17 protein-coding genes and 1 tRNA gene are annotated in these 24,524 nt (G+C 60.3%); 5 read left to right on the forward strand and 13 right to left on the reverse strand.

Annotated features, from left to right (window positions below; genetic code table 11):
• The 4 genes from eda to zwf are packed head-to-tail and all read right to left on the reverse strand — an operon-like array spanning position 1 to position 4,887.
• A complete protein-coding gene (gene eda / locus QMG56_RS02045) occupies positions 1-618 on the reverse strand; it encodes a bifunctional 4-hydroxy-2-oxoglutarate aldolase/2-dehydro-3-deoxy-phosphogluconate aldolase (RefSeq protein ID WP_230188483.1) in 618 nt (205 codons plus the stop codon).
• A gap of 2 nt (positions 619-620) precedes the next feature.
• Positions 621-1,595 carry a glucokinase gene (gene glk / locus QMG56_RS02050; protein ID WP_281820887.1) on the reverse strand — a complete coding sequence of 325 codons (975 nt, stop codon included), beginning with the start codon at positions 1,593-1,595 and terminating at the stop codon, positions 621-623.
• Positions 1,596-1,598: 3 nt separating this feature from the next.
• Positions 1,599-3,428, reverse strand: coding sequence for a phosphogluconate dehydratase (gene edd, locus QMG56_RS02055; RefSeq protein ID WP_281820888.1), 1,830 nt, complete (start codon positions 3,426-3,428; stop codon positions 1,599-1,601).
• Entirely contained in the window at positions 3,421-4,887 is a 1,467-nt protein-coding gene (zwf, locus tag QMG56_RS02060; RefSeq protein WP_281820889.1) for a glucose-6-phosphate dehydrogenase, read from the reverse strand. Before zwf ends, edd begins: the two co-directional genes overlap by 8 nt.
• Before the next feature lie 181 nt (positions 4,888-5,068).
• Here zwf and QMG56_RS02065 point away from each other — a divergent pair.
• Positions 5,069-5,153 (forward strand) — tRNA-Leu (locus QMG56_RS02065).
• Between the two features lie 430 nt (positions 5,154-5,583).
• On the opposite strand, the gene QMG56_RS02070 is transcribed toward QMG56_RS02065, so the two are convergent.
• Positions 5,584-7,962, reverse strand: a complete 2,379-nt coding sequence (locus QMG56_RS02070; RefSeq protein WP_281820890.1) for a TonB-dependent receptor — start codon at positions 7,960-7,962, stop codon at positions 5,584-5,586.
• Between the two features lie 519 nt (positions 7,963-8,481).
• Here QMG56_RS02070 and QMG56_RS02075 point away from each other — a divergent pair.
• Entirely contained in the window at positions 8,482-10,536 is a 2,055-nt protein-coding gene (locus QMG56_RS02075; protein WP_281820891.1) for a TonB-dependent receptor, read from the forward strand.
• 144 nt (positions 10,537-10,680) lie between these two features.
• On the opposite strand, the gene QMG56_RS02080 is transcribed toward QMG56_RS02075, so the two are convergent.
• The gene (locus tag QMG56_RS02080) at positions 10,681-12,210 is read right to left on the reverse strand and encodes a CpaF family protein (RefSeq protein WP_281820892.1); all 1,530 of its coding nucleotides are present in this window, start codon (positions 12,208-12,210) and stop codon (positions 10,681-10,683) included.
• 215 nt (positions 12,211-12,425) lie between these two features.
• Here QMG56_RS02080 and QMG56_RS02085 point away from each other — a divergent pair, with 215 nt between their 5' ends.
• Together QMG56_RS02085 and QMG56_RS02090 are read left to right on the forward strand one after the other, a co-directional pair.
• Positions 12,426-13,454, forward strand: a complete 1,029-nt coding sequence (locus tag QMG56_RS02085) for a glycosyltransferase family 2 protein (protein WP_281820893.1) — start codon at positions 12,426-12,428, stop codon at positions 13,452-13,454.
• Positions 13,451-14,152 (forward strand): bifunctional 2-polyprenyl-6-hydroxyphenol methylase/3-demethylubiquinol 3-O-methyltransferase UbiG, encoded by a 702-nt coding sequence (locus tag QMG56_RS02090; protein WP_281820895.1) that lies wholly within the window; start codon positions 13,451-13,453, stop codon positions 14,150-14,152. The genes QMG56_RS02085 and QMG56_RS02090 overlap by 4 nt, the downstream gene beginning before the upstream one ends.
• 1 nt (position 14,153) lies before the next feature.
• Here the strand turns inward: QMG56_RS02090 and QMG56_RS02095 are convergent, their stop codons facing one another.
• The 6 genes from QMG56_RS02095 to QMG56_RS02120 form a co-directional block, all read right to left on the reverse strand.
• Positions 14,154-15,692, reverse strand: a complete 1,539-nt coding sequence (locus tag QMG56_RS02095) for a hypothetical protein (RefSeq protein ID WP_281820896.1) — start codon at positions 15,690-15,692, stop codon at positions 14,154-14,156.
• A gap of 232 nt (positions 15,693-15,924) precedes the next feature.
• Complete coding sequence (locus QMG56_RS02100) at positions 15,925-16,179, reverse strand: ATP synthase F1 subunit epsilon (RefSeq protein WP_230188473.1); 255 nt, start codon at positions 16,177-16,179, stop codon at positions 15,925-15,927.
• A 90-nt stretch (positions 16,180-16,269) separates the two neighbouring features.
• Positions 16,270-17,715, reverse strand: coding sequence for a F0F1 ATP synthase subunit beta (atpD, locus tag QMG56_RS02105; protein WP_230188472.1), 1,446 nt, complete (start codon positions 17,713-17,715; stop codon positions 16,270-16,272).
• A gap of 26 nt (positions 17,716-17,741) precedes the next feature.
• Positions 17,742-18,617, reverse strand: coding sequence for a F0F1 ATP synthase subunit gamma (locus tag QMG56_RS02110; protein WP_281820899.1), 876 nt, complete (start codon positions 18,615-18,617; stop codon positions 17,742-17,744).
• Between the two features lie 52 nt (positions 18,618-18,669).
• Entirely contained in the window at positions 18,670-20,199 is a 1,530-nt protein-coding gene (gene atpA / locus QMG56_RS02115; RefSeq protein WP_281820900.1) for a F0F1 ATP synthase subunit alpha, read from the reverse strand.
• Between the two features lie 32 nt (positions 20,200-20,231).
• Positions 20,232-20,786: a F0F1 ATP synthase subunit delta gene (locus tag QMG56_RS02120; RefSeq protein WP_230188469.1), complete on the reverse strand. Its 555-nt coding sequence runs from the start codon at positions 20,784-20,786 to the stop codon at positions 20,232-20,234.
• A gap of 377 nt (positions 20,787-21,163) precedes the next feature.
• On the opposite strand from QMG56_RS02120, the gene QMG56_RS02125 reads away from it, so the two are divergent.
• Positions 21,164-22,909: a methyl-accepting chemotaxis protein gene (locus tag QMG56_RS02125; RefSeq protein ID WP_281820901.1), complete on the forward strand. Its 1,746-nt coding sequence runs from the start codon at positions 21,164-21,166 to the stop codon at positions 22,907-22,909.
• Between the two features lie 3 nt (positions 22,910-22,912).
• Here QMG56_RS02125 and QMG56_RS02130 read toward each other — a convergent pair whose 3' ends face one another.
• Positions 22,913-24,463: a S1C family serine protease gene (locus QMG56_RS02130; protein WP_281820902.1), complete on the reverse strand. Its 1,551-nt coding sequence runs from the start codon at positions 24,461-24,463 to the stop codon at positions 22,913-22,915.
• Between the last annotated feature and the right edge of the window lie 61 nt (positions 24,464-24,524).

Consider the following 24,524-nt stretch of genomic DNA (forward strand, 5'->3'; position numbering starts at 1 on the left):
TCAGCCGTGCAGCGATGCCGCCGCGCGCGCCAGTTCCTCTATCCGGTGCGTATCGACCGGTCCCTTCGGCACCAGCCAGCTTCCGCCCACGCACTTTACAGCGCTTTCGGCCAGCCAGTTGCCTGCCGTTTCGAACTTGATCCCGCCAGTCGGACAGAATCGCGCCGTATGGAACGGCGCGGCCAGAGCCTTGAGCGCGGGCAGACCGCCGGATGTTTCGGCAGGGAAAAATTTGAACCGCGACAGGCCCAAGTCCATCCCACGCATGATGTCCGCTGCCGTCGCGATGCCGGGAAGAAACGCCACGCCGCTTGCGATCGCAGCCTTGCCCAAGGTTTCGGTAAGGCCGGGGCTGACAATGAACTGCGCGCCTGCCTCCAGCGCCTGATCGAGCTGCGCGGGATTGAGCACCGTACCGGCACCGACGACAGCACCGGGCACCTTGCTCATCTCCCGCATCACGTCGAGCGCGATGGGCGTACGCATCGTAACTTCCAGCGTAGGCAGGCCACCTTTTACCAGCGCCTCGGCGATGGGCGCAGCGTCCTCGATCCGCTCGATCACCAACACCGGGATCACGGGGGCCAGTTCCATTACCTGATCGACTGTCAGCGTCATTGTCATTCTCCCCGAAAGGCGGCAGCCGCCCCGAACAAACCAATTTCTTCATGCACTGCAAGGCGCACGGGTATCCGCTCCATCAACCCCTGAAAGCGACCCTTCGCGGTGAAGCGGCTGTGGAAGCCGCTCGGCGGCAGCATGGCCTTCATTCGCTGGGTCAGGCCACCTGCAAGAACGACGGTGTCTGCCCCATGCGCTAGCGCCAGATCGCCCGCCACTGATCCATAGCAAAGACAGAAGCGTTCCAGCGTGGCGCGGGCAAATGGGTCCGTATTTTCCAGAGCGGCGTGCCAAAGGTCGGCGTCGTTCATCAATTCGACCCGATCATGGCCGATGGTGGCCATGGCTTTATACAGATTATTGAGACCCGGACCGGACACGATCCGCTCAGTGGATACCCGCAGAAACTTGTCCCGCAGATAGTCGACGATGCGGCCTTCCAGAACATCAAGAGGCGCAAAGTCGACATGCCCCCCTTCAGTAGCAACGACATGCGGCGTGCCATCTACAAAGGCGATCATGGCAACGCCCAGACCCGTGCCGGGACCAAGGATCGTCACCGAACCATTGTGGGGCAGGGGCACGTCGGGACCGAATAGCCGTTCCAGATGATCGGTTGGAAGTTTGGAGATGGCATGGGCAACGGCCTCAAAATCGTTGACGAGACGTAGCTCGTCGAGATTGAGATCGGCCTTCAACCCATCGGGCCGGATCACCCAGTTGCTGTTCGTCAACTTGATGACGTCGCCACCAATGGCTGTGGCAAAGGCGATTGCGGCGGCGCGGGGCAGGGGGGCGTCGTTCGCCGCCGCTTCGTCCTGTACGAACGCTACCCAGCAGGCTTGCAGGCTGGGATAATCCGCAACCTTATACTTGCGCACGGTGCCCAGGCTGGGAACGCCGTCGTGACCGATTGTCGCGATGGCGAAACGCGCGTTCGTTCCACCGACATCCACACTGATAATGGATTTCATGGTTCAGACTTCCGCTTCCATCGCTGCCAATATGGGCGATGCGCCTTCTTCCGCCAGATCGCTATGGTTGCGGAACAGCGCAAAGAGTTCGCGCCCCGTATCGTAGGGCGGCGGCGGCGGAACGGGATCGGATCGCGATGCCCATTCGACAGGCTCTACCAAGGCTTCAACCACGCCGTCCTGCGCACAGACCCGCACGATGTCGCCATCGCGCAGCTTGCCGATGGGGCCACCGCCCAGTGCCTCGGGCGACAAGTGAATTGCCGCCGGCACCTTGCCCGAAGCGCCCGACATGCGCCCATCGGTCAGCAATGCGACCTTGAACCCGCGATCCTGCAATACCCCGAGCGAAGGCGTCAGCTTGTGCAGTTCCGGCATGCCGTTGGCGCGCGGCCCTTGGAAACGGACGACAACGATGACATCGCGCTCCAGTTCGCCTGCCTTGAATGCCCGCAGCACATCGTCCTGATCGTGAAAGATGCGGGCAGGGGCTTCGATGGTCCAGCGGGCCGGCTCGACAGCGCTCACCTTCATGATGCAACGTCCCAGATTGCCGGAAAGCAGACGCATGCCGCCGTCGGCGCTGAACGGATCGGACGCGGGGCGCAGCATGTCGAGGTCGCGCGATTGGCTCGGTGCGTCCTTCCACACCAGCGCATCGTTTTCCAGCGTCGGTTCCTTACCGTAATCGGTCAGATTCTGACGCGCGACGGTCTTGATATCGCGATGGAGCAGGCCGTTGTCGAGCAACTGCGTGATGATCCACGCCATGCCGCCTGCCGCCTGGAAATTGTTCACGTCGCCCGATCCGTTCGGATAGACGCGCGCGAGCAGGGGAATAACGTCCGACAGTTCGGCAAAATCTGTCCAGTCGATGCTGATCCCTGCGGCCCGCGCTATGGCAGGCAGATGGATGGCATGATTGGTCGATCCGCCTGTCGCCAATAGGCCGATGATTGCATTGACGATGGCCTTTTCATCGACGCACTCGCCCAGCGGTCGATAATCGTCACCGTCCCAGCCGATCGAGGCGACCCGATGCGTGGCGGCGCGGGTCAACTCGCCGCGCAGCTTCGTGCCGGGATTGACGAAAGCGGCATTGGGCATGTGGAGACCCATGATCTCCATCATCATCTGATTGCTGTTGGCGGTGCCATAGAACGTACAAGTGCCAGCGCCGTGATAACTAGCCGCTTCCGCTTCCAGCAGTTCGGCCTTGCCCACTTTCCCCTCCGCATAAAGCTGACGGATGCGGACCTTTTCCTTGTTCGCGAGGCCCGATGGCATGGGACCGCCGGGAACGAGGATGGTCGGCAGATGCCCGAAACGGAGCGCCCCGATCAGCAAGCCGGGTACGATCTTGTCGCATATGCCAAGCAGCAACACGCCTTCGAACATGGCATGGCTAAGCGATACCGCAGTCGCCAGTGCGATGGTGTCGCGGCTGAACAGCGACAGGTCCATGCCGGCCTGACCTTGTGTCACGCCGTCGCACATTGCGGGCACGCCGCCCGCGACCTGCGCCGTTGCGCCGACTTCGCGTGCCGCGATCTTGATCGCTTCGGGATAGCGGCCATAGGGCTGATGCGCTGACAGCATGTCGTTATAAGATGTGACGATGCCAATGTTCATCGCGCGACCCGAGCGGATGACAGGCTTGTCCTCTTCGGCAGCTGCAAAGCCGTGCGCCAGATTGCCGCAGGAAAGCTGATCGCGATTGGTCCCCGCGTCCCGCCCGCGCTTTATCAGGTCCAGATACTTCTGGCGGCGCGGCGCGCTGCGTTTGACGATCCGTTCGGTGACGGCGACGATTACCGGGTGCAGATCATTCATGCCAGCTTGCTCCATCACGTTCGATAAGAGCAATGGCCGAGGATGGTCCCCAGTTCCCCGACGCATAAGGCGACGCCTTCATGCCGGCATCCTTCCAGCCACCGATGATCGAATCGATCCAGGTCCACTGGGCTTCCACTTCGTCGCGACGGACGAACAACGTCGGATCGCCTTCCAGCAGGTCTAGCAGCAAGCGTTCATACGCAATCCGTCGTCTCTCGCCCGCGAAGGCATTGGCAAGCGATACGTCCAGACCGACTTCCTGCAGCTTCACGCCGCCACGGTCCAGTCCGGGTTCCTTGGCCATAATGAGCAACCGTATATTTTCCTGCGGTTGCAACCGAATGATGAGCGTGTTCGGTTCCAACCCCGATCCATGACCCCGCGATCCGAAAATGCTGTGCGCGACAGGCTTGAACTGGATCATGATTTCCGAGTGCCGCGCAGGCATTCGCTTGCCGGTGCGCAGATAGAATGGCACGCCGGTCCAGCGCCAATTGTCGATGTGCGCCTTCAGCGCAACAAAGGTCTCGGTGTCCGACGGCTTGCCAAGCTCATCGGCATAGCCCGTCACGATCTCTCCCGCGACTGCACCCGGCGTATATTGGCCGCGCACGCTGCACGCCTTTACGGTTTCGGCATCCATCGGACGCAAAGACCGTAGCACCTTCACCTTCTCGTCGCGCACTGCAGTCGAATCCAGACGGGCAGGCGGCTCCATCGCGATGATCGACAGAATTTGCAGCACGTGGTTCTGCACCATGTCGCGCAACGCGCCGACACCGTCATAATAGGAGACCCGGCCTTCCAAGCCCACAGTCTCCCCTACGGTAATCTGCACATGGTCTATCGCAGCGGCATTCCACAACGGCTCGAACAGCATATTGCCGAAGCGCAAGGCCATCAGATTCTGAACGGTTTCCTTGCCAAGATAATGATCGACACGGAAAATCGACTGCTCGTCGAACAGCGCGCCAATGGCATCGTTGACGTCGCGGGACGATTCCAGATCCTTGCCGATGGGCTTTTCCATCGCAATGCGCGTCTTGGGTCCGACGAGACCGGCGTCGGCCAGTCCCTGCGCCGTGGGCGCAAATAACGAAGGCGGTGTCGAGAGATATACCGATATCCCGCGATCCAGCCGATCGCGAACCCGATCGGCAAGCGCGGCAAACTGATCGGCATTGCCCGCTTCGACCGGGCAATAGATGATCATGTCGCACAGCCGCTGGGCGAGGGCGGCGTCATACCGCTCCGGCTGAAGGAATTTGCGGAGAGCGGCATCCACATCTTTGTGGAAGGCAGCATCGTCCAGCACCGTGCGGCCTGATGCAACGATCAGAAAATCGGCTGGCAGCAGGTTGTCGCTCAACAGATTGTAGAGCGAGGGAAACAGCATCCGGTGTGCCAGATCGCCGGTGGCGCCGAACAAGATGAGTGTGGCAGATGGCTCGGTCAAAAGGCTTTCCCCTTACCGTTACTAGTGATGGTTGATCTGCACGAGGGTCCCGGTATAGCGCCGGAAACCACGCTCGCAAGTGCGAGAAGCCGGCTTTCCTGTGGTGCCGGAAATTTTACGCCTAATCCCGCGCGTCACTGTTGCGCGGTCGCGATTGGTCCGCTAAGCGATGCCGCTCACTGCCCCTGTGGTGAAATTGGTAGACGCGTCCGACTCAAAATCGGATTCCGAAAGGAGTGCTGGTTCGATTCCGGCCAGGGGCACCATTTCGCGGTCTTTTCAGTACCTACCGCGTCCAGGGACATCCTGTGACGACCACTTCCGCCGACGGAGTGGTCATTCAATCTCCCATACGGAATAATTCAGCGCCGAGCGATTGAGCGAGCTAGCGGTGGTTGAAATTGCGAACGCTGCGCAGAGTGGTCGGAAGATACGTCCGAATGGGCTCGCCGCGCCCGATCTTGTCTTCCTCGACCAGCAGCATCGCCACTACGGTGGCGACCTTCGTTCCGACGGCCCTGTGTCTTGCACCGGGTGTCGGGATGAACCGGCGCGCGATGCTTCAGATTGGGAAATCTGCAGCTCCTGGCGCTACCGGCGCCGCAATGACACGCAATGGTCAATGTGACGCCGGATGCTTGCGGACAATAAGCATAGGAGAAGCGCGTTTCGGAGCGGCTTTCCCCTTCATGCTATTTATCTTCGGAAGGTTACGCTGAGGCCGATTGTGCGCGGACGAAAGGCTGTCGCACGGAAATTGAGGTTGCCGGGCGTTTCATGCCCCAGACCCAGAACCGGATTATCGTTCGTCACATTGTTTGCGAACAGGCTGACATCGAGGCCGCTGAAGCGCACACCTGCGCGCAGGGCGAGGGCCGCCGTTGCGGGTGCGCGCGGTATCATCGGATCGACCAGAGGCGAGGTCAGATCCAGCGGTGTATCGTCATGGCTGGACCCGGTAAAATCGGCACGCAGGTAGAAATCGCGGTCCCTTAGAGCAAACTGATATTCACCGCTCAGGTGATAGGTCCAGGGAGCGATATCCAATGGCTCGCCCTTACGACGCACGGTCGTTCCGTTTGGCCCCGGAAGATTCGATGAATAGCGCGCGTTGATATAAGAGAGCGACGCGCCGAGCGTCAGTCCGTCCAACGGCTGCGCCGAGAGTGCAAGGTCGATACCGTCGATCTTGGCATCGCCGAGGCTGTAGATCGTGTGGTTCTGACATATGGGCAGCGCAATTACCGTTTGCGTATTTTTCCAGTCGACATGATAGGCGGAAGCATCGATGGCCAAGCGTCCGCCGAAAATTCGGTTTTTGCTGCCTACTTCATAGCTCCAGACTGAATCATTCTTGATGTAGCGCGGGACCATGGGGTCAAACCCCAGGATCTCGCCATCCGGCGTGCAGCGGAACCCCACCGCGTCGGCAATGTTGCTGCCGCGCGCTCCCTTGGCCGCACTGGCGTAGAACAGGTTGTTCCTATCCGCCTGGAACGACACACCGAATTTCGGGGTAATGGGATTGTGCTTGGACAGTTTGGTCTCGCTCATGCCGTTGCTTGTATAGAGAGGGCCAGCGAGGAAATTGTCGTACACGAACGACGTAGCCGTATAGCGCAAACCGGCGGTGAGCTTGACGCGCGGCACGATTTCATAATCGATCTGCGCGAACAGAGACTTCTGCTTGTCGGTGTATTTTGAATGCTGGCTGATGACGTAACGGCCCTGATAGAGTTCAACGCCGAAAATGTCGCTGATGGACGACACGGGCTGCCCGCCTTCATTCTGGGTACCGTAATTGATTTGGTCCAGCAGCCCCAGATTCTCGGCATCGAATGAGTCGCGCGTTACAAATCGCGAGTAAAATGCGCCGATAACCCAGTTGAATCCCGTGTTGGAATCCGCGCTTTGGAGACGGATTTCCTGCGTTACGCCTTTCTGCGAGGTGGCATTGTGCGTCCCGGACTGAACAAGCGGCAGATCAGGCGGCGGGAACGGCCCATTATAGCCCGACCAGATCGCGATATTCAGCGCGACGTCATCGCTTTTGGTTACGGTCTTGCGCGTAAAATAGGACGTGTTGGAAATAAGAGTGGCGCCGCCCAGGTCAATCTCCGCCTTGAGCGCGGGGAGGATGAAGCGATCGGTATGATATTGCGGCTTGACATAGTAGCTGGTGCGATAGTCGACATTCGCCAGATCCGTTGTTGCCGGTTCGAAAATGGCGCCATCGTCCAACTTGGCCCGCTGGAAAAACAACGACGGTGTGACCGTAATGTTTTCGACAGGTTTCCAACCCAGCGCGATACGACCCACGTAGCTGTCGCCACTGTTGATGTCCCGCTCTACCACCTGTTTGGTGTATCGATCGAGCCGATCGACGAAACCCCCGTCATGTCGGTGCGAAAAACTCGCCCTGAACCCCAGTTTGCCCTCTATGAGCGCAGTCCCTCCGGCGATTCCGGCCTCGTAGCTGGTTCCGCCCTTTTCAGTAGTGCTCAGTTCGGAACGCCCATAGACCTTTGCGCCGCTCATCACGGGCTCGGGTGTGATGAACCGGATAGCGCCCCCCATTGATCCCGTGCCGAACAGTGTGCCCTGCGGACCGCGCAGCACTTCCACACGGTCGAGATCGAAGATTTGCGGATAGGCATTGGTAAGGCTCGGGCTGATCCCGGTGCGGGTCTGGATCGGCGTATCGTCGATGTAAATGCCGGTCGTCGGGATGCCCGAAGTCGAAAGAATACCGCGGATGGCGATATTGCTTTGGCCGGTTCCGTAGAACAGCGCGCTCGACCCAAAGGTTATACTCGGCGTCAGGCGCATGATATCGTCGGCCGAGCGGACCCCCTGCATATCCAAGGATTTCTGATCAGTCGCCACGATGCTCAGAGGGACCTTGCTCAACGACTCCGCACGGCGCGTTGCCGTGACGACGATTTCGCCGAGGTCCGCTCGCGAGTCCGTGTCGCTCTGGGGCTTCTGCTCTGCAGCGTAAGCCCGCACGTTCAGCGCGCCGACGGAGACGCAGCCAAGCATCAACAGCTTAAATAGGTGCTTATTCGAAATCATTCCCGGCCCCCCAAGATTTGAAGTGAACGAAGGCGGCGGCTTTCCATCCGGTTGTCCTGCCCACATGAGTATGATGCGCATAATTTTTAAAAAAACAAGCAAAAGTAATAATAATTTCTCATAATACGATTATTCTCTATATTATGTGCGCGATGAGGGGTTTGGCATTGTGCAAGGAGCAGGAGGGGCGATGGGCAAATCCGCCTATTTCATATCCATAAGACGGGGCGAGCACCGGATGCTCAGTTGAAGACGAGCAACCCTATCCGGGCATGGCTGTTAAAAGGTTCCACCCGACAGCGGTCTTTCGCGCTCGGCGTGTTGGCCGAACCGACTTTGCCCGATGTCGCACACCGACATCGAACCTCACGGCTGGCGGAAAAATTGTCTCTAAAATCAATCGCTACGAACGTTGGTGTAACCATTTCAGGCAGAAATCGGACCGTTCGTAACTTGTTCCAGTACCGCGAGAGCTTACCCCAAGGCTCAAAGACATAAGGTAATCAGAGGGCTCTATTCATGCAAAATCGAACTGTGCGTCGTACCGTCCGTTGGTCGGTATATATTGCTCTTGCCTGCAGTGTCTCCTCTCAAGCAATCGCACAGCCAGCCAATCAGCCCATCCCCGCCGAAGCAACGCCGGCCGAAGCCGAAGCCAGCGCAAATGACATAGTGGTATTCGGACGAGGAGAGGATAAGATTGGCGTCGCCAGCGCAGCGAGCGAAGGCAGCTTCAGCGGACATGATCTGCTCGTGCGCCCATTGCTCAAGGTTGCAGAACTGCTCGAGGCCGTGCCGGGGCTTATCGCCGCCCAGCACTCCGGAAGCGGCAAGGCCAATCAATATTTCCTGCGCGGCTTTAACCTCGATCACGGCTCGGATTTCACCACCTATATCGACGGTGTGCAGATGAACATGCGCACACATGGGCATGGCCAAGGCTATCTCGATCTCAATGGGCTTATCCCGGAGATTATCGATCGCGAGGATTTCCGAAAAGGCCCCTATCGCGCCGATGGCGGCGATTTCGCGCTGGCAGGCGCCGCTTATCTTTCGACCGTGAACACGTTCGACAGGCCATGGGTCTCCGCTGAGGGCGGCTCTTATGGTTGGGGGCGTCTCGCTGCCGGCGGAACGGTACCCATTGGCCAGGGTGCGCTAACCCTTGCGGGTCAGACCAAAATCTATGACGGCCCTTGGGAGCAGGCAGAAAAGCTGCGTCATTTTGCAGGCTTCGCGAAATATTCGCAGCCAGTCGGTAATCTGAACCTCGCTCTAACCCTGCATGGATATCATGCGACCTGGAAGCCGACTGAGCAAATCCCCGAGCGCATCGTGGGTTCGGCCGGATGCGCGGATGTCTATTGCGCGCCTGACCCGACCGCGAAGGGCATGACCACACGCTTCATCGGCAACGCCCAACTCTCGGGCGACAGTTTCAAGGCCAATGTCTCCGCGCAATATTATAATTGGTGGATGTTCTCCAATCCCACCTACGCCAATGCGGACGGGAGCAGTGCCCAAATCCGCCAATTCGACCGGCGCTGGGTTATCCAGGCGCGGGCCGAGAAGCGCTTCGATCTTTCGGACAGCCTGAAGCTGACTTTCGGTGGCGAGGCGCATTTGGACAAGATCGGTAATGTCGGCGTCTATCACACTATCGATCGCGTTTTTGCTGAGAGCCTTGGCGCTTATCGCGTAACGCAATCCTCGCTTGGCCTTTATGGCGAAGCGGCGTGGACGGTTGTGCCCGGTGTGCGCGTTATCGGCGGATTGCGCGCCGACCGCTTCGGCTACAGCGTTCACGCAAAGGATGCGCCAGCCGTCGCACTTGGCGAAGGCACAGGGACGGACACCATCGTGTCACCCAAAATTTCCCTCGCGTGGGAAGCGATGCCCAATCTCGAATTATATGGCAACTGGGGGCGCGGCTTCCACTCCAACGATGTGCGCGGCGCTGTCACTGCAACACCGGTGCCGGTGTTGGTTCCTGGCACCGGCAAGGAGGTCGGCGCCCGCCTCAAGCTTGGCAACCTCACCCTGACCGGCACCTATTGGTGGCTCAATGTCGGCAGCGAACTCAAGTTCGTCGGAGATTCTAACGCTGTGGAGCCGACCGGAGCGAGCACACGCCACGGCTATGAGCTGGTCGCTTTCTGGCGGCCGGCGGCGTGGGTGGCCATCGACGGCACCTATACCGGCAGCCATTCGCGGTACGATGACGGTAACTATATTCCCAACGCTTTTGAAAATGCGGCGTCGTTGGGCATCGCGCTATTGCCCGGACAATGGAAATTCTCCGCTCGCTTACGTCATCTGGGTCCCTCACCGCTCACGGAGGATAACAGTGTGCGTGACAAAGGCAGCAATATCGTCAACGTGCGTGGTGCGCGCCAATTGGGCTCGGTCGAACTCTATGCCGAAGCAGTGAATATTCTGGGCAGCGGAGATAAGGACATCGCCTATTATTACGAGTCCTACATTCCGGGTTTCGATGCTGCACCTACCGCCGGCCGCCTGAGCCGAGTGGTCGAACCGTTTACCCTGCGCGTCGGCGCAACGCTGAAGTTCTAGAAAAAACCTATCGCTCCGTTTGAGCGCAAGCATTGGGTCATAAACCGATGCCTTGCCTTACGGGGTAAGACTTATCTCGAATGGCGCGCATGGCGGCGACACACAACGTCGCCGCCATGCGCGCCTGTGATAAGCGGCTCCTGATTACAGGCAGGCTTCCAGAAACGGCTGGTCGAAGCCAAAACCACGGGCCTTTTCCAGCGTATAGGGGCGAAGGCCCATGCCGCGATACTCGCCGATGATCTTGCCGTTCTCGTCCTCGGAAATATATTCGAACTTGAACAGTTCCTGCGTGACGATGACGTCGCCTTCCATACCGATCACTTCGGTGACGTTGGTCACGCGGCGCGAACCGTCGCGCAGACGCTTTACCTGCACGATCAGATCGACCGAGTCGGCAATCTGCTTGGAAATGGCTTCCTTGGGGATCTTGATGTCGCCCATCAGGATCATGTTTTCCATACGGCCCAGGCATTCGCGTGGGCTGTTGCTATGGAGCGTACACATGGAGCCATCATGGCCGGTGTTCATCGCGGCGAGCAGATCGAAACATTCCGCGCCACGAATTTCGCCCAGGATGATCCGGTCAGGTCGCATACGCAGCGCGTTCTTGACGAGATCGCCGATGGTGATCGCGCCTTGCCCTTCCAAGTTCGCGGGCCGCGTTTCCAGCGGGAGCCAGTGCGGCTGCTGCAAGCGCAATTCGGCGGCGTCTTCGATGGTCAGTACGCGCTCGCCCGGATCGATCATCTTCGACAGGGCATTAAGCATCGTGGTCTTGCCCGAACCCGTACCGCCCGAAATGACGATGTTGAACCGGCACGCCCCGGCGATTTTCAGCGCGGTGCACATTTTCTGGCTCATCGCGCCCCAGTTGGCGAGATTGTCGAGCGTGATCGGCTTGGCGGAGAACTTACGAATCGAGATAGCCGTGCCTTTGAGGCTGAGCGGCGGTACGATGACGTTGACGCGCGAACCGTCGGGAAGGCGGGCGTCGGCAAGCGGCGTGGTCTGATCGACGCGACGGCCGACCTTGTTCACGATACGCTGTGCGATCTGGAACAGATGCTCTTCGTCACGGAACTGGATCGGGGCAATGGTCAGCTTGCCCTTCTTTTCGATGTAGGTCTGCAGCGGTCCGTTGACCATGATGTCGGTGATGTCAGGATCGTTCAGCAACTCTTCGAGCGGCCCCAGACCGAGCAGCTCGTCGACCAACACCTTTTCCAGCGCGAATTGTTCGCGCCGGTTGAGCGTCAGTTTCAGCTCGGCCAGCACTTCCATGATGATCGGGCGAAATTCTTCGGCCAGTTCGTCCTTCGACAGCGTTGCCGCCGCCTCGGGATCGACGCGCTCCAACAGGCGTGGCAGCACCTGTTCCTTGATCTTGTGTACCGACGCTTCGAAACCCTGTGCCTGCTCCTGCGGGGCATGTTCCTGATTGGCCCGGTCGGAAAGGCGCGCCAGCGCTTCGGCATTGCGCATTTCCTGCGGAGATGCTGCGGAAAGCGGATCGGCGGCCGCGGCAATGGCTACAGGATCTATGGGCGGGAACTGATCGCCGCCGCGCACGTCGGGTTCGCGGTTGGCACCGGGGGTGTGCTGCATCGGTCGCGCAACGCCAAAGCCGGGCTTTGCTCCGCTGGGTCCGTTTTTCCGTCCAAATGCGCTCATGATGTTCCCACAACGAAATTCTATCGGGTTTTGTTATGGCCACCCCAACACATGATGGCTGAGACTGGTGAATAGATTGGAAACTTTGACAAAAGGCTAATGGAGGGAGGGGGCGGTGCACAGCCGGCGCGCGCTTACCAATCGTTAACCATTTTTTATCATGGTGCAGGTTCACGTTTTCCGATCACGGCGAGCGTTCATTTTCAGGAAGCCGCATGGCCGCGCGAATAGCCTTGTCGATCGTCATCCCTGTGCTCAATGAACAGGAATCGATCTCCCTGTTCCTTGACAGGGCGCGTCCGGCTGTGCGCGATGCTCTGGCGCTCATCGGGCCGGATGCTGGCGCGGAATATCTGTTTGTCGACGATGGCAGTACGGATCGCACCCGCGATATCCTCGGGATACTGGCGCGCATGAATGCTGACGTGCGTTACGTCGCTCTGTCGCGCAATTTCGGAAAGGAAGCGGCGCTTGCGGCGGGCATCAATCGCGCGCGCGGCGATGCGGTCATCCCCATCGACGTCGATTTGCAGGATCCACCCGAAGTCATCGCCCAGATGGTGCGGCTCTGGCTGGGTGGGGCGCAGGTAGTCAACGCCCGCCGCGTCGATCGATCGAGCGACAGCCGTTTCAAACGGTGGAGTGCGCATTGCTTTTACCGCATCCTCAATCGCCTCGCGGACTATCCTATTCCAGAGAATGTCGGCGATTTCCGCCTGCTGGATCGTCAGGCCGTCGATGCCGTCAAGCAGTTGAGCGAACAGGCGCGGTTCAACAAAGGTCTTTTTTCATGGGTCGGCTTTCGCGTGGCGACGGTCGATTACGAACGCGAGGCACGCGGCACGGGTGAAACCAAATGGCGGCTCCGCAAGCTATGGGGGTTGGCGCTGGATGGCGTGACCTCCTCGACCACCATGCCGTTGCGTGTGTGGTCCTATCTGGGCGGCATGATTGCGCTGCTGGCCTTTGGCTATGCCATCGCGCTGGTGGTCAAGACCGTAACGACGGGCGTCGACACGCCGGGCTATGCATCGATCATGGTGGCGGTATTGATGCTGGGTGGGCTCAACCTGATGAGCCTTGGCATCATCGGCGAATATTTGGGTCGGGTGGCGCAGGAAGTGCGCAACAGGCCGCTTTATGTAGTGGCGGAAGATGTGGGCAGCGATGAAAACGACGCTGTCGCGACCGCTGAAAATCACCTGGAGGACAGCGAATGGATCGCGCAGCCTATTCGAGCATGAGCGCGCAAGAGACGGACCACTGGTGGTTCGTCGCCCGCCGCGCCATCATCGCACATCTCATCGAAAAGCATGTGCCGCTCGGTGAGGGTGCAGCCATTCTGGAGGCAGGATGCGGCACCGGCGGTAATCTCGCGATGCTGGCGTCCTACGGGGCGCTGGACGCTTTCGAATATGATGCCGATGCGCGTGCACTGGCAGCGGGGCGGGGCATCGGGAGCATCGATGCAGGCGCTTTGCCGGGACAGATCGGCTTTGGCGAGAAGGCCTATGATCTGATCGCCTTGCTCGACGTTCTGGAGCATATCGACGACGACAACGCGTCGCTCCAATCCTTGGGCGGTCGTCTGCGTGCGGACGGACGGATGCTGGTGACAGTGCCCGCGGTGCCTTGGCTCTGGTCCGATCACGACACGCTGCACCATCACAAGCGCCGCTACACGCGCGAGGGTCTAGGCGAGGTAGCTGCGCAGGCAGGGCTGAAGGTGCAGGCCATCGGCTATTTCAACAGTCTGCTATTCCCACTGGCGGTGATGCAGCGCGTCGCGCATCAGCTTACCAAGAGTAAGGCAGCGCTGGACGCACGGCCCTCCGCGCCTATCAATGCACTGTTACAGACGGTATTCGCGGCAGAGCGGCATATCGTCGATCACATCCGCTTCCCGATCGGGCTGTCGCTCTACGCGGTGCTGAGCCGCTAAATCACTTCCCGGCTTGCCGATACCAGTCGCCAGTCCAGCAACGGTCGGGCTCGATGGCGCTTGCCCGCGCAGGATCGCGGGGCCGAACGATGGCAGGCATCGCCGACAGCGGTGCGAGATAGGAACCTTTGGGGAAATCCGCGAAGCTTTGGTCCCACGCTTTCCAGAAGGTGCAGCGCACTTCCGGGGTGGGGGGCTGTGTCAACGCGCGGCGGATCTCATGCTGTCCCGTTACACTGCCGATAATGAGCGCGAACAGCAGCCAGTACCGTATGGGCGCGGGCGCCACGAGATCGCCCGGTGTCACAGCATCGGCAACCATCACCGCCAGGATCGTCAGTGCTGGCACGGACGCACGCATCATGAAATCAATCGACCAGCCGATCTGTATGAAGGGCATCAACAGAAGGCATGCAGTGACAACCGCAAACACCGGCCATCCAAACCGGGTCCCGCGCACCAGAAAAGCCACCGGTACAAGATACGGTACTGTCTCGAACAAATGGAAGATGACGTATCGCAGTGTCCCCGGCGCATAGAGGCGGATGCCGACATCGTCACCCGCCGCGCTCAAATAAAGCAGGCCGGGAACGCAAAGAAGTAAGGCTAACGCCGGCAGGGCAATATCGCTGACTCGTAGGCGCCGCTGGATCAGCGTCTCAAAGCCCGCAAGCGCCACAAAGGGCAGGGTGCCAAGCAAACCGAAAGGGGACCAGAGCATCGTTAGCGGCAGGATCGCCAGAAAGACTGACAGCGGTAGCCGCTCCGTTCGCCATAACAGGAACAGTATCGCGCCAATCCATGCTGTCATTGCGTGATGCGGCACCCAGAAAGCTAGCGTGATCATCGAAGAATACTGGATCTGTGCCCAGTTTTCGAGATGATCGCTCAGCGCGCCATGAACGAACAGGCTGCCCGCTGCGTCCAGCCCGCTAAAGGCGAGGAAGATCAACAGCCCCCAGACGCGTGCCCGCGTGCTGCCAAACAGCCGGGATGCGATGGCCAGTATCACGCCGAGCAACGCACTGTTTTGTATCAACAGCGCAATATCGCCAGCGCGCGGACTTAGCGCCTTGAACGCCAGCGCCGGTGCCAGAAACATTCCGATCGGCGCGCGCAAGACATCGGGAGTGGCCCGGGCGGCATAGACGAACGGCCAAGGGTTGATCGCCATATCGCGCAGGACCGCATAGCGCACCTGCCAGTCGATATTCGCGTACAGGAACCGGCCTTGTCCGCCGAGCAGCATCAGCAGGAAAGCGACGAGCAGGCATATGCTGATGAGGCGAATGCCGATGCGGCTGTCAGGCGTGTCAGGGACGAGGCGGATGATCCCGACACACAGCGCGATCAGGCCACTCAGCCCAAATGCATAGGCCCACAACGGCGCGATATCGAGAAAACGCCACAGGAGAAGCTGACTGCCGCCAAGCCACAGGGTGAGCGTGGCGAGCAGGTGGCGCAGGGATACGCATCCCGTGCCGCTGGGCTTGATGGATCGTGATAACGTAATGGCTATGGTTCCCTCTGCAGTGGCCATACTGCGTGATGGCGAAAGCGTCGAGGTCTAGAACCGCGTGCCCCGGCGAAGGCCGGGGGGGGCAGGGGGGTACAGGTTGGACTTCGCAACTCTGGACCCCGGCCTTCGCCGGGGAACGCGGCTGAATACCGCATCAGTACCAAGTTGGTGAACATATGCCAACACAGAGCGGGCTGCCTTCCGAAATCGAAAGGCAGCCCGCTCTGTTGGTTTCCTGATGGAATGAGTCTACTTATCCGGCGCGCTCAGCCAGTACCGTCAGGCCCTGCTCGGTCACTTCGGCAAAGCCGCCTACGACCGTGATCGTCTCGGGCGCTGCATTGGCGCTGGTGAATACCTGCAGCGCACCGTCGCGGACGGTCGACATGAACGGCGCATGGCCTTCCAACACGCCGAAGTCGCCTTCGCTGCCGGGAACAACGACCATATAGACGTCTTCCGACCGAACGAGCTTTTCCGGGGTCACGAGTTCAAAGTGTAAGGGCATAATTCGGTTCCTTGCTCCCTCTCCCTTTCGGGGGAGAGGGCAGGGGAGAGGGGGATGCGAACGACGTCCCCGTAACTTCCCCTCTCGTAGTTACGCTGCTTCTGCAGCCAGCTTCTTACCCTTTTCGATGGCTTCGTCGATGCCGCCAACCATGTAGAAGGCTGCTTCGGGCAGGTGATCGTATTCGCCGTCTACCACTGCCTTGAACGACTTGACCGTATCTTCGACGGCAACGAACTTGCCGGGGATGCCGGTGAAGACTTCGGCGACGTGGAAAGGCTGCGAAAGGAAGCGCTGGATCTTGCGGGCGCGGGCGACCGTGATCTTGTCCTCTTCCGAAAGCTCATCCATGCCCAGAATGGCGATGATGTCCTGCAGCGACTTGTACTTCTGCAGCGTTTCCTGAACGCGGCGAGCCACTTCGTAATGCTCCTGACCGACGATGGCAGGGGTCAGAACGCGGCTGGTGGAGTCGAGCGGATCGACTGCCGGATAGATGCCCAGTTCCGAAATCGCGCGGTTCAGCGTGGTGGTCGCGTCCAAATGCGCGAAAGAGGTGGCTGGCGCGGGATCGGTAAGATCGTCTGCGGGAACGTAGATCGCCTGCACCGAGGTAATCGACCCCTTGGTGGTGGAGGTGATACGCTCCTGCAGCGCGCCCATGTCGGTCGACAGGGTAGGCTGATAGCCCACGGCCGAAGGAATACGACCCAGCAAAGCTGACACTTCCGAACCGGCCTGCGTGAAGCGGAAGATGTTGTCGACGAAGAACAGCACGTCCTGGCCTTCGACATCGCGGAAATACTCGGCGATGGTGAGGCCCGACAGAGCCACACGAGCGCGCGCGCCCGGCGGTTCGTTCATCTGGCCGAACACCAGCGCAACCTTGGAGCCTTCGCTGGTCGGGTTGCCGTCGGCGTCCTTGGCGATAACGCCTGCGTCGAGGAATTCGTGGTACAGATCGTTGCCTTCGCGGGTCCGCTCACCGACGCCTGCGAACACCGAGGTGCCGCCGTGGCCCTTCGCGATGTTGTTGATCAGTTCCTGAATAAGCACCGTCTTGCCGACGCCTGCGCCGCCGAACAGGCCGATCTTGCCGCCCTTTGCGTAAGGGGCGATCAAGTCGATGACCTTGATGCCGGTGACGAGAATCGCGCTCTCGGTCGACTGGTCGATGAATTCGGGTGCCTTTGCGTGGATCGGCGAGCGCAGGTCGGTGACGACCGGGCCGCGATCGTCGATCGGCTCACCCACGACGTTCAGGATGCGACCCAGCGTCTGGGGGCCGACGGGCACGGAAATCTGTGCGCCGGTGTCGGTGACTTCCTGACCGCGGGTCAGACCCTCGGTCGCGTCCATCGCGATGGTGCGGACGGTGTTCTCGCCCAGATGCTGTGCGACTTCCAGAACAAGGCGCTGGCCGTTGTTGCTGGTTTCGAGCGCGTTCAAAATCGCGGGCAGCGCATCGGGGAAGGTCACGTCGACGACGGCGCCGATGACCTGCGAAATGCGGCCTACATTATTGGTGGTTGCCATGGTTCGTTTCCTTGCCTTCGGGTCTTTTAGAGCGCTTCTGCGCCAGCGATAATTTCAATAAGCTCAGTCGTAATCGCGGCCTGGCGGCTGCGGTTGTACTGAATGGTCAGGTTGTTGATCAGGTCGCCGGCATTGCGCGTGGCGTTGTCCATCGCGGTCATCGACGCGCCCTGTTCCGACGCCATGTTTTCCAGCAACGCCTTGAACAACTGGATCGTCATGTTGCGCGGCAGCAGGTCGGCGAGGATGGTTTCCTCGTCCGGCTCATATTCCACTGCAGCGTTGCTGGCGGCGGGGGCATCTGCCGGGATCTTGACCGGAATAAGCTGCTGTTCGGTGGGGATCTGCGCCAGCGCGGACTTGAACGTCGCGTAGAACAGATGCGCCACGTCGAACTGTCCGGCAAAGAACATGTCGCTGACTTCATGCGCGATTGCCTGCGCCTGATCGTAGCCAGGGGCTTTCGCGCCGGTCGTGTCGAACTGACCCACGATCATGCCGGGGAAGGTGCGCGCGATCACCGGGCGTCCCTTGCGGCCGATCAGGAAGAACTTCACGGTCTTGCCTTCAGCGATCAGGAAGCGCGCCTTGAGCACAGCAGCCTTCACGATATTGGCGTTGAACGCACCGGCCAGACCACGGTCGGAGTTGGCGACGACGAGCAGGTGCACGTCTTCCTTGCCGGTTCCGGCCAGCAGCTTGGGGCTGCTTTCGCTGGCGGTCACGCGCGAAGCCAGCGTGGCAACGATGCGTTCCAGACGCTCGTTATACGGGCGCGCCGCTTCGGCAGCCGCCTGCGCCTTGCGGAGCTTGGCTGCGGCGACCATCTGCTTGGCCTTGGTGATCTTCTGGGTCGATTTGACCGAGGCGATCCGCCCTTTGAGTTCTTTCAGACTTGCCATGACGAACCTTGTGGTTCGTCATCCCAGCGCAGGCCGGGATGACGGATTACTCTTAAGCGAACGACTTGCCGAAGCTGTCCAGGGCAGCCTTCAGCTTGCCCTTGCTGTCGTCCGACAGATCCTTGCTGTCGCGGATTGCGGTCAGCAGGTCAGCGTGATCGTGACGCAGGTAGGACAGCATCGCTTCTTCGTAACGATTGACGTCCTTCACTGCGACGCCGTCGATATAGCCGTTGGTGCCTGCGAAGATCGACGCGGTCTGCTCTTCGAACGGCAACGGCGAGAACTGCGCCTGCTTGAGCAACTCGGTCAAACGCGCACCGCGGTTCAGCAGCTTCTGCGTCGAAGCATCGAGATCCGAACCGAACTGTGCGAATGCAGCCATTTCGCGATACTGTGCCAGCTCCAGCTTGATCGAGCCGGACACCTTCTTCATCGCCTTGGTCTGCGCGGCGGAACCGACGCGCGACACCGAGAGACCGACGTTAATCGCGGGACGGATGCCCTGATAGAAGAGGTTGGTTTCAAGGAAGATCTGGCCGTCGGTGATCGAAATCACGTTGGTTGGAATATAAGCCGACACGTCACCGGCCTGCGTTTCGATGATCGGCAGCGCGGTCAGCGAACCCGAACCATTGTCGGCATTCATCTTGGCCGCGCGCTCAAGCAGGCGGCTGTGGAGATAGAACACGTCACCCGGATACGCTTCACGGCCCGGAGGACGACGCAGCAGCAGCGACATCTGGCGATAAGCCACGGCCTGCTTGGACAGATCGTCATACACAATCAGGGCGTGCATGCCATTGTCGCGGAAATATTCGCCCATCGTCACGCCGGTGTACGGTGCGAGATACTGCAGCGGCGCAGGCTCCGAAGCGGTTGCGGCGATGACGATGGAATATTCCATCGCGCCGTTCTCTTCGAGCTGGCGCACGATCTGCGCAACGGTCGAACGCTTCTGGCCGACGGCGACATAGATGCAATAGAGCTTCTTGCTTTCGTCGTCGCCTGCGTTGACGCCCTTCTGGTTGATGAAGGTGTCGATCGCGACGGCGGTCTTGCCCGTCTGGCGATCGCCGATGATCAGTTCGCGCTGGCCACGGCCGACGGGGACGAGGGTGTCGATGGCCTTCAGGCCGGTCTGCACAGGTTCATGGACCGACGTGCGCGGGATGATGCCCGGTGCCTTCTTTTCCACGCGCATGCGCTGGTCGGAAACGATCGGACCCTTGCCGTCGATGGGGTTGCCCAGACCGTCGACAACGCGGCCCAACAGACCCTTGCCCACGGGAACGTCCACGATGGTGCCGGTGCGCTTGACGACGTCACCTTCCTTGATTTCGCTGTCCGACCCGAAGATCACGACGCCGACATTGTCGGCTTCCAGGTTGAGGGCCATGCCCTGCACACCGTTGGCAAAGGCGACCATTTCACCGGCCTGCACATTGTCCAGCCCGTGGATACGGGCGATGCCGTCACCGACGGACAGCACGGTGCCCACTTCGGAAACCTGCGCTTCGGTGCCGAAGCTGGCGATCTGGTCCTTGATGACCTTCGAAATTTCTGCGGCGTTGATATCCATGACTTAGCCTTTCATCGGACCCTTGCGGGTCTTTAGCCCTTCATAGCGTGGGCGAGAGTATTCAAACGGGTGCGGATGGAACTGTCGATCATCTGGCTGCCGATCTTGACGACCAGCCCGCCGAGGATTGCGGGGTCGACCTTTGCATCGACCGCGACATCGCGACCGACACGGGCCTTCAGGCTCTTTTGCAGAGCCGTGATCTGGGTAGCAGTGAGCTTGTGCGCCGACACGACTTCCGCGCGGGCTTCGCCACGGTGATTCGACAGCAGCGTTTCATAGGCGCGGATCACGGCAGGCAATTGCGCCAGACGCCGGTTCTGCGCGAGGACGCCCAGGAAATTGCCGGTCAGCGTATCGAGACCCATGGACTGCGCAACGGCAGCGACGGTCTTCGTCGCGGCGTCACGACTGACCAGCGGGCTGACCACAAGGGCCTTGAACTCGCTGGATTCGGCCAATGCCGTCTTCAGCGCGGCCAGGCTTTCGCCCACGGCGTCGAGCGCCTTGCCGTCCCGTGCCAATTCAAACAGGGCCACGGCATAGCGTCCGCTGAGGCTGGCCTGAATACTGCCGCTCGTCTCCACGCTGTGAAAGTCCTCCGCAATGAAATGGCACACATGCCAAGAAGGGGAGGTGGTTGCCCATCCCCCTGATGTGGGGGCCGGTTAGCAGGAGGGTTGCCCCGATGCAAGACGCCACAAGAGATTACTGGACGGCATAGGCCAAAGGTAGGGGATCGTCGGAAAGAGAAGCGCGTGTCAGGCTGCCCTGAGAAGGATTTCACCGGGCGATGGCGCGACATGATCCGAGACAAAGGTTAACGGCTTCATGACAGAAATATGACGGTTTTAAGTCATTTTCTCCAGCGACTTGCGCCTTCCAACCCCGATGTCGTTAACCTATTTTTATCAGCCGCCGATGCATATCGCGCCCACAAGAAAGAATTGCGGGTGGCGCGTTTATGGTTTCGTTGCATGACAGGTGGCAAGGGCTGCTCCAGAGCGAACGACGGTCCCTTGGCGACCGCGTGCGATTGCTGGTCGTCATTCTTGCATCTCTATTGCTGATCCTCACGCTTTCGGTCTTTGCGGCCTCAACGATCAACCAGATCGGCCTCGCACGGCTGGTCGACAATCGCATGGCGCCGATGAGCCGCCTGCAAAATGCCATGAGCAGCTATGAGCAGGTGCTGGTCATCGCCAACAAGGTGCGCAGCGGCAATATGACACCGCAGGGCGGCGCGAGCGCCATCGGTTCGGTTCAGAAAATCATCGCCAATGACTGGCGGCAACTGGAAGGCACCGCGACGGAAACCGCGGGCGGGGTAAAGTGGCAGGAGATCATCGATGAGCGCGGCCCTGCCGATCGCGCTGTCGAGGAACTGATCCAGCTTCTGGAAAAGCAGGACCGGGATGGGATCGATTTCTTTCTGTCCGGCACATTCTACACCCATGTCGATCCATTGCTCGTCGGTTCGGAGCGCTATGTGCAGGGTTTGCGTCAGTTGGCCGATGGAGAGCGCGATCTGTTGCGCACGATCGGTTGGGGGACGCAACTTGTCATCGGCATCGTCTTGATTGCGGGCATTGGTATCGGTTTCTTCGTACTGCGTTTCGCGCATCGCAATATCGTGGAGCCCCTTACGGAAATCGCGGCATTTACGGCAGGAAACGCCATAGACGGCGCGCGGGCGGTCCCGCATCATGATCGGGTAGACGAAATCGGCGATATTGCGCGGGCCATCGGCACCGCGGCTGCGCGAGCAGATGAAGCCCGACGCGAGGCATTGGCACGCCATCAGGCCGAAGCCGATATGCGTGCCATGGAACAAGCCGCGTCCGAAGCGGCAACGCATCGTGCCAGGCGCCTCGACGCGCTCTTCCAGCGTTTCGAAGCAGGACTATCCGATCTTGTCAGCGGGCTTGCCGCCGCTGCGGCCTCTATGCGCACAATGGCCGAGCAGATGACGCAAACCTCGGCCTCGTCGGAACATATGGCATTGGAAGCTACGCGCGATGTCGAGAATATCGCGCATAGCATGAAGCAGATAGAGGATTCGAGCGGAGCGCTGATGGCGATCGTCAGCGATGTCGACATCAGCGTCGACTCTGCGCGGGTTCAGGCCGGCAGCGTTTATGCCCAGAGCCAGGAAAATCGCACCCACGCACGCGCGCTGCACGAACTGGTGCAGGATATCGGCGGCGCGCTCGATCAGATCACCGGGCTTGCCCAGCAAACGAACATGCTGGCACTTAATGCCAGTATCGAAGCGAGCCGGGCAGGTGAAGCAGGGCGGGGGTTCGCAGTCGTGGCACAGGAAGTGAAGGCACTCGCCAAGCAAACCCAGACTCTCGCCGGAGAGATCGATGGACGGCTGCAGCATATCGCCACCACCAGCGACGATGTGCTCGCCAGCGTCTCGCTGGTCGAAACGATGGCGGCGGGGCTGGACGACAACGCTAACAAGATCGGTCGCGCTATCGCGTCCCAGAACGCTTCAAGCCGCCAGATCGTGTCGGCCCTCGGCACCGTGCGGAACGGATCGCGCGATGCGGTGAACGGCATGACCGAGCTTCAGCATCGTTCCACAGAGGTCCGCGCCGCAGCGCAGGGGCTGCTCGCGACGGCGGATGACATTGCCCGCCAATCGGACATATTACGCGATGAATTTGCGCGCCTATCGGGCGAAGTCCGCAAGGCTGCTTAGGGCCTACTGTTCAGGAACCTTCCCCTTGCCGCATTGATACACCAGCCGCTCATTAGGTTGCAGCGGCAGGATGGCCCGCAGATCGTTCTGCATCCTGCCCAGTTTCGCCAGTGCAGCCGTATCGGTTGTGCAGGCGCCCGCATCGGTTGTTGCACGGATGGCGCGTGCACGTTCCAGCGTATCGGCATCGGCCAGATACCGCTCGTTCTTCAAGGCACCCGTCCCCGGATCGAAGCGTGTGACAGCAATGGCGGCATCGTCGGGCGTGCTGTTGACGCTGATCCAGCCAGTGTCGTCTTTCAGATATTGCCGACGACCATTGGCGCAGCCCGTATCGGTCCAGTTGAGCGGAACGTCGGTTGTCTCCGACACCGTGATACGACTGCGGGCCTCATCGATGCGGCATATATTGTCGCCAGCCGCCGCATAGCCGATGGTCTGTGTGGACGTCACCGCGCCGCTATCGACCGCGGCTGCGGCCACGCGATCTTCGATGCTGGAAAAGCTGGGGCGCAGGAAAAACGCGAGGGCAGCGGAGATGAGCAACACGCCGCCGCCGATGCCGAACCACAGCGAGGGCTTCTGCTTGCCTTGCGTATAGGTCAAACCCGATGCGCCCGCCGCAAGCACTGCCAGTGCCAGCAGCACGGCAGCAAGCGCCATGATATTCTCGCGTGCCGATATCACGTCCTGTTCGGCGGCATCGCGCGCCTTGGCCAGGGCGGCATCCTGTGCAGCGGCGGCGGTGCGGGCGGAGGCATCCTTGCTGGCGGCATCCTGCGCTATCCGGCGTGCTTCTGCTTCGTCGATTTCGGCAAGAGAGCGACACGGCGCGGATGTACGCGAGAAACTGACCCCGGCTTGCCGCAGGAACGAAGCAATTTCGCGGTTCGACACTGCAAAGCCGAATTCGGCATCGTTACCTTCCGATATGGATCCGAAACTGTTGAGACCCAGCACTCGCCCGCAATCGTCCACCAGCGGGCCGCCGCTGTTGCCCGATGCCAGCGGCGCTGTGTGCAGGATCGTATCGAACGCCTTGCCAGAACGGCCCGACGACACATTGCCGCCCGTCTTCACCGGCTGCATCGGCTCGACCATGTCTTTGAGGCCCAGCCCCTGCGCCCGATCCACCGTGCCGGGATAGCCGATGGCAGTAACATGCTGCCCGTCGGCCACCGCACCGGCGTAGAAGGTGGCGGGTGGCAAGCGGCCCTGATCGAGCTGGATCAGCGCAAGATCGTTGCCCGGGGAGTAAGCGATAACTTTTCCGCCATAGCTTTTCTTGCCCTCCGAAGGGACGACGCCGATGACGATGTTCTTTTCCTCGCGCGTCATTTCCACGACATGCGCGTTAGTCAGCACCTTGTCCGGCGCGACCACCAGCCCGCTGCCATGCCCCACGAAATAGGCTTCCGCGCCATCGGTCGCGACCAGAGCCACGCGCACCACGCCACGCGCAGCGGCGGTCAGGTCCATCTGATCGGCGCGGGCCGTGGCGGCAAAGCCCAGCAGGAGCAGCAAGGCGGCGAAACGGCGGAAAAGGGATGTCATATGGCGCGATACATATGGCCATTGGCCGCGAAGTAAAACGGGAAAGAGTTGTCTTCGCTTT

The organism is Sphingobium sp. BS19 (assembly GCF_027925545.1).
Classification (GTDB): Bacteria; Pseudomonadota; Alphaproteobacteria; order Sphingomonadales; family Sphingomonadaceae; genus Sphingobium.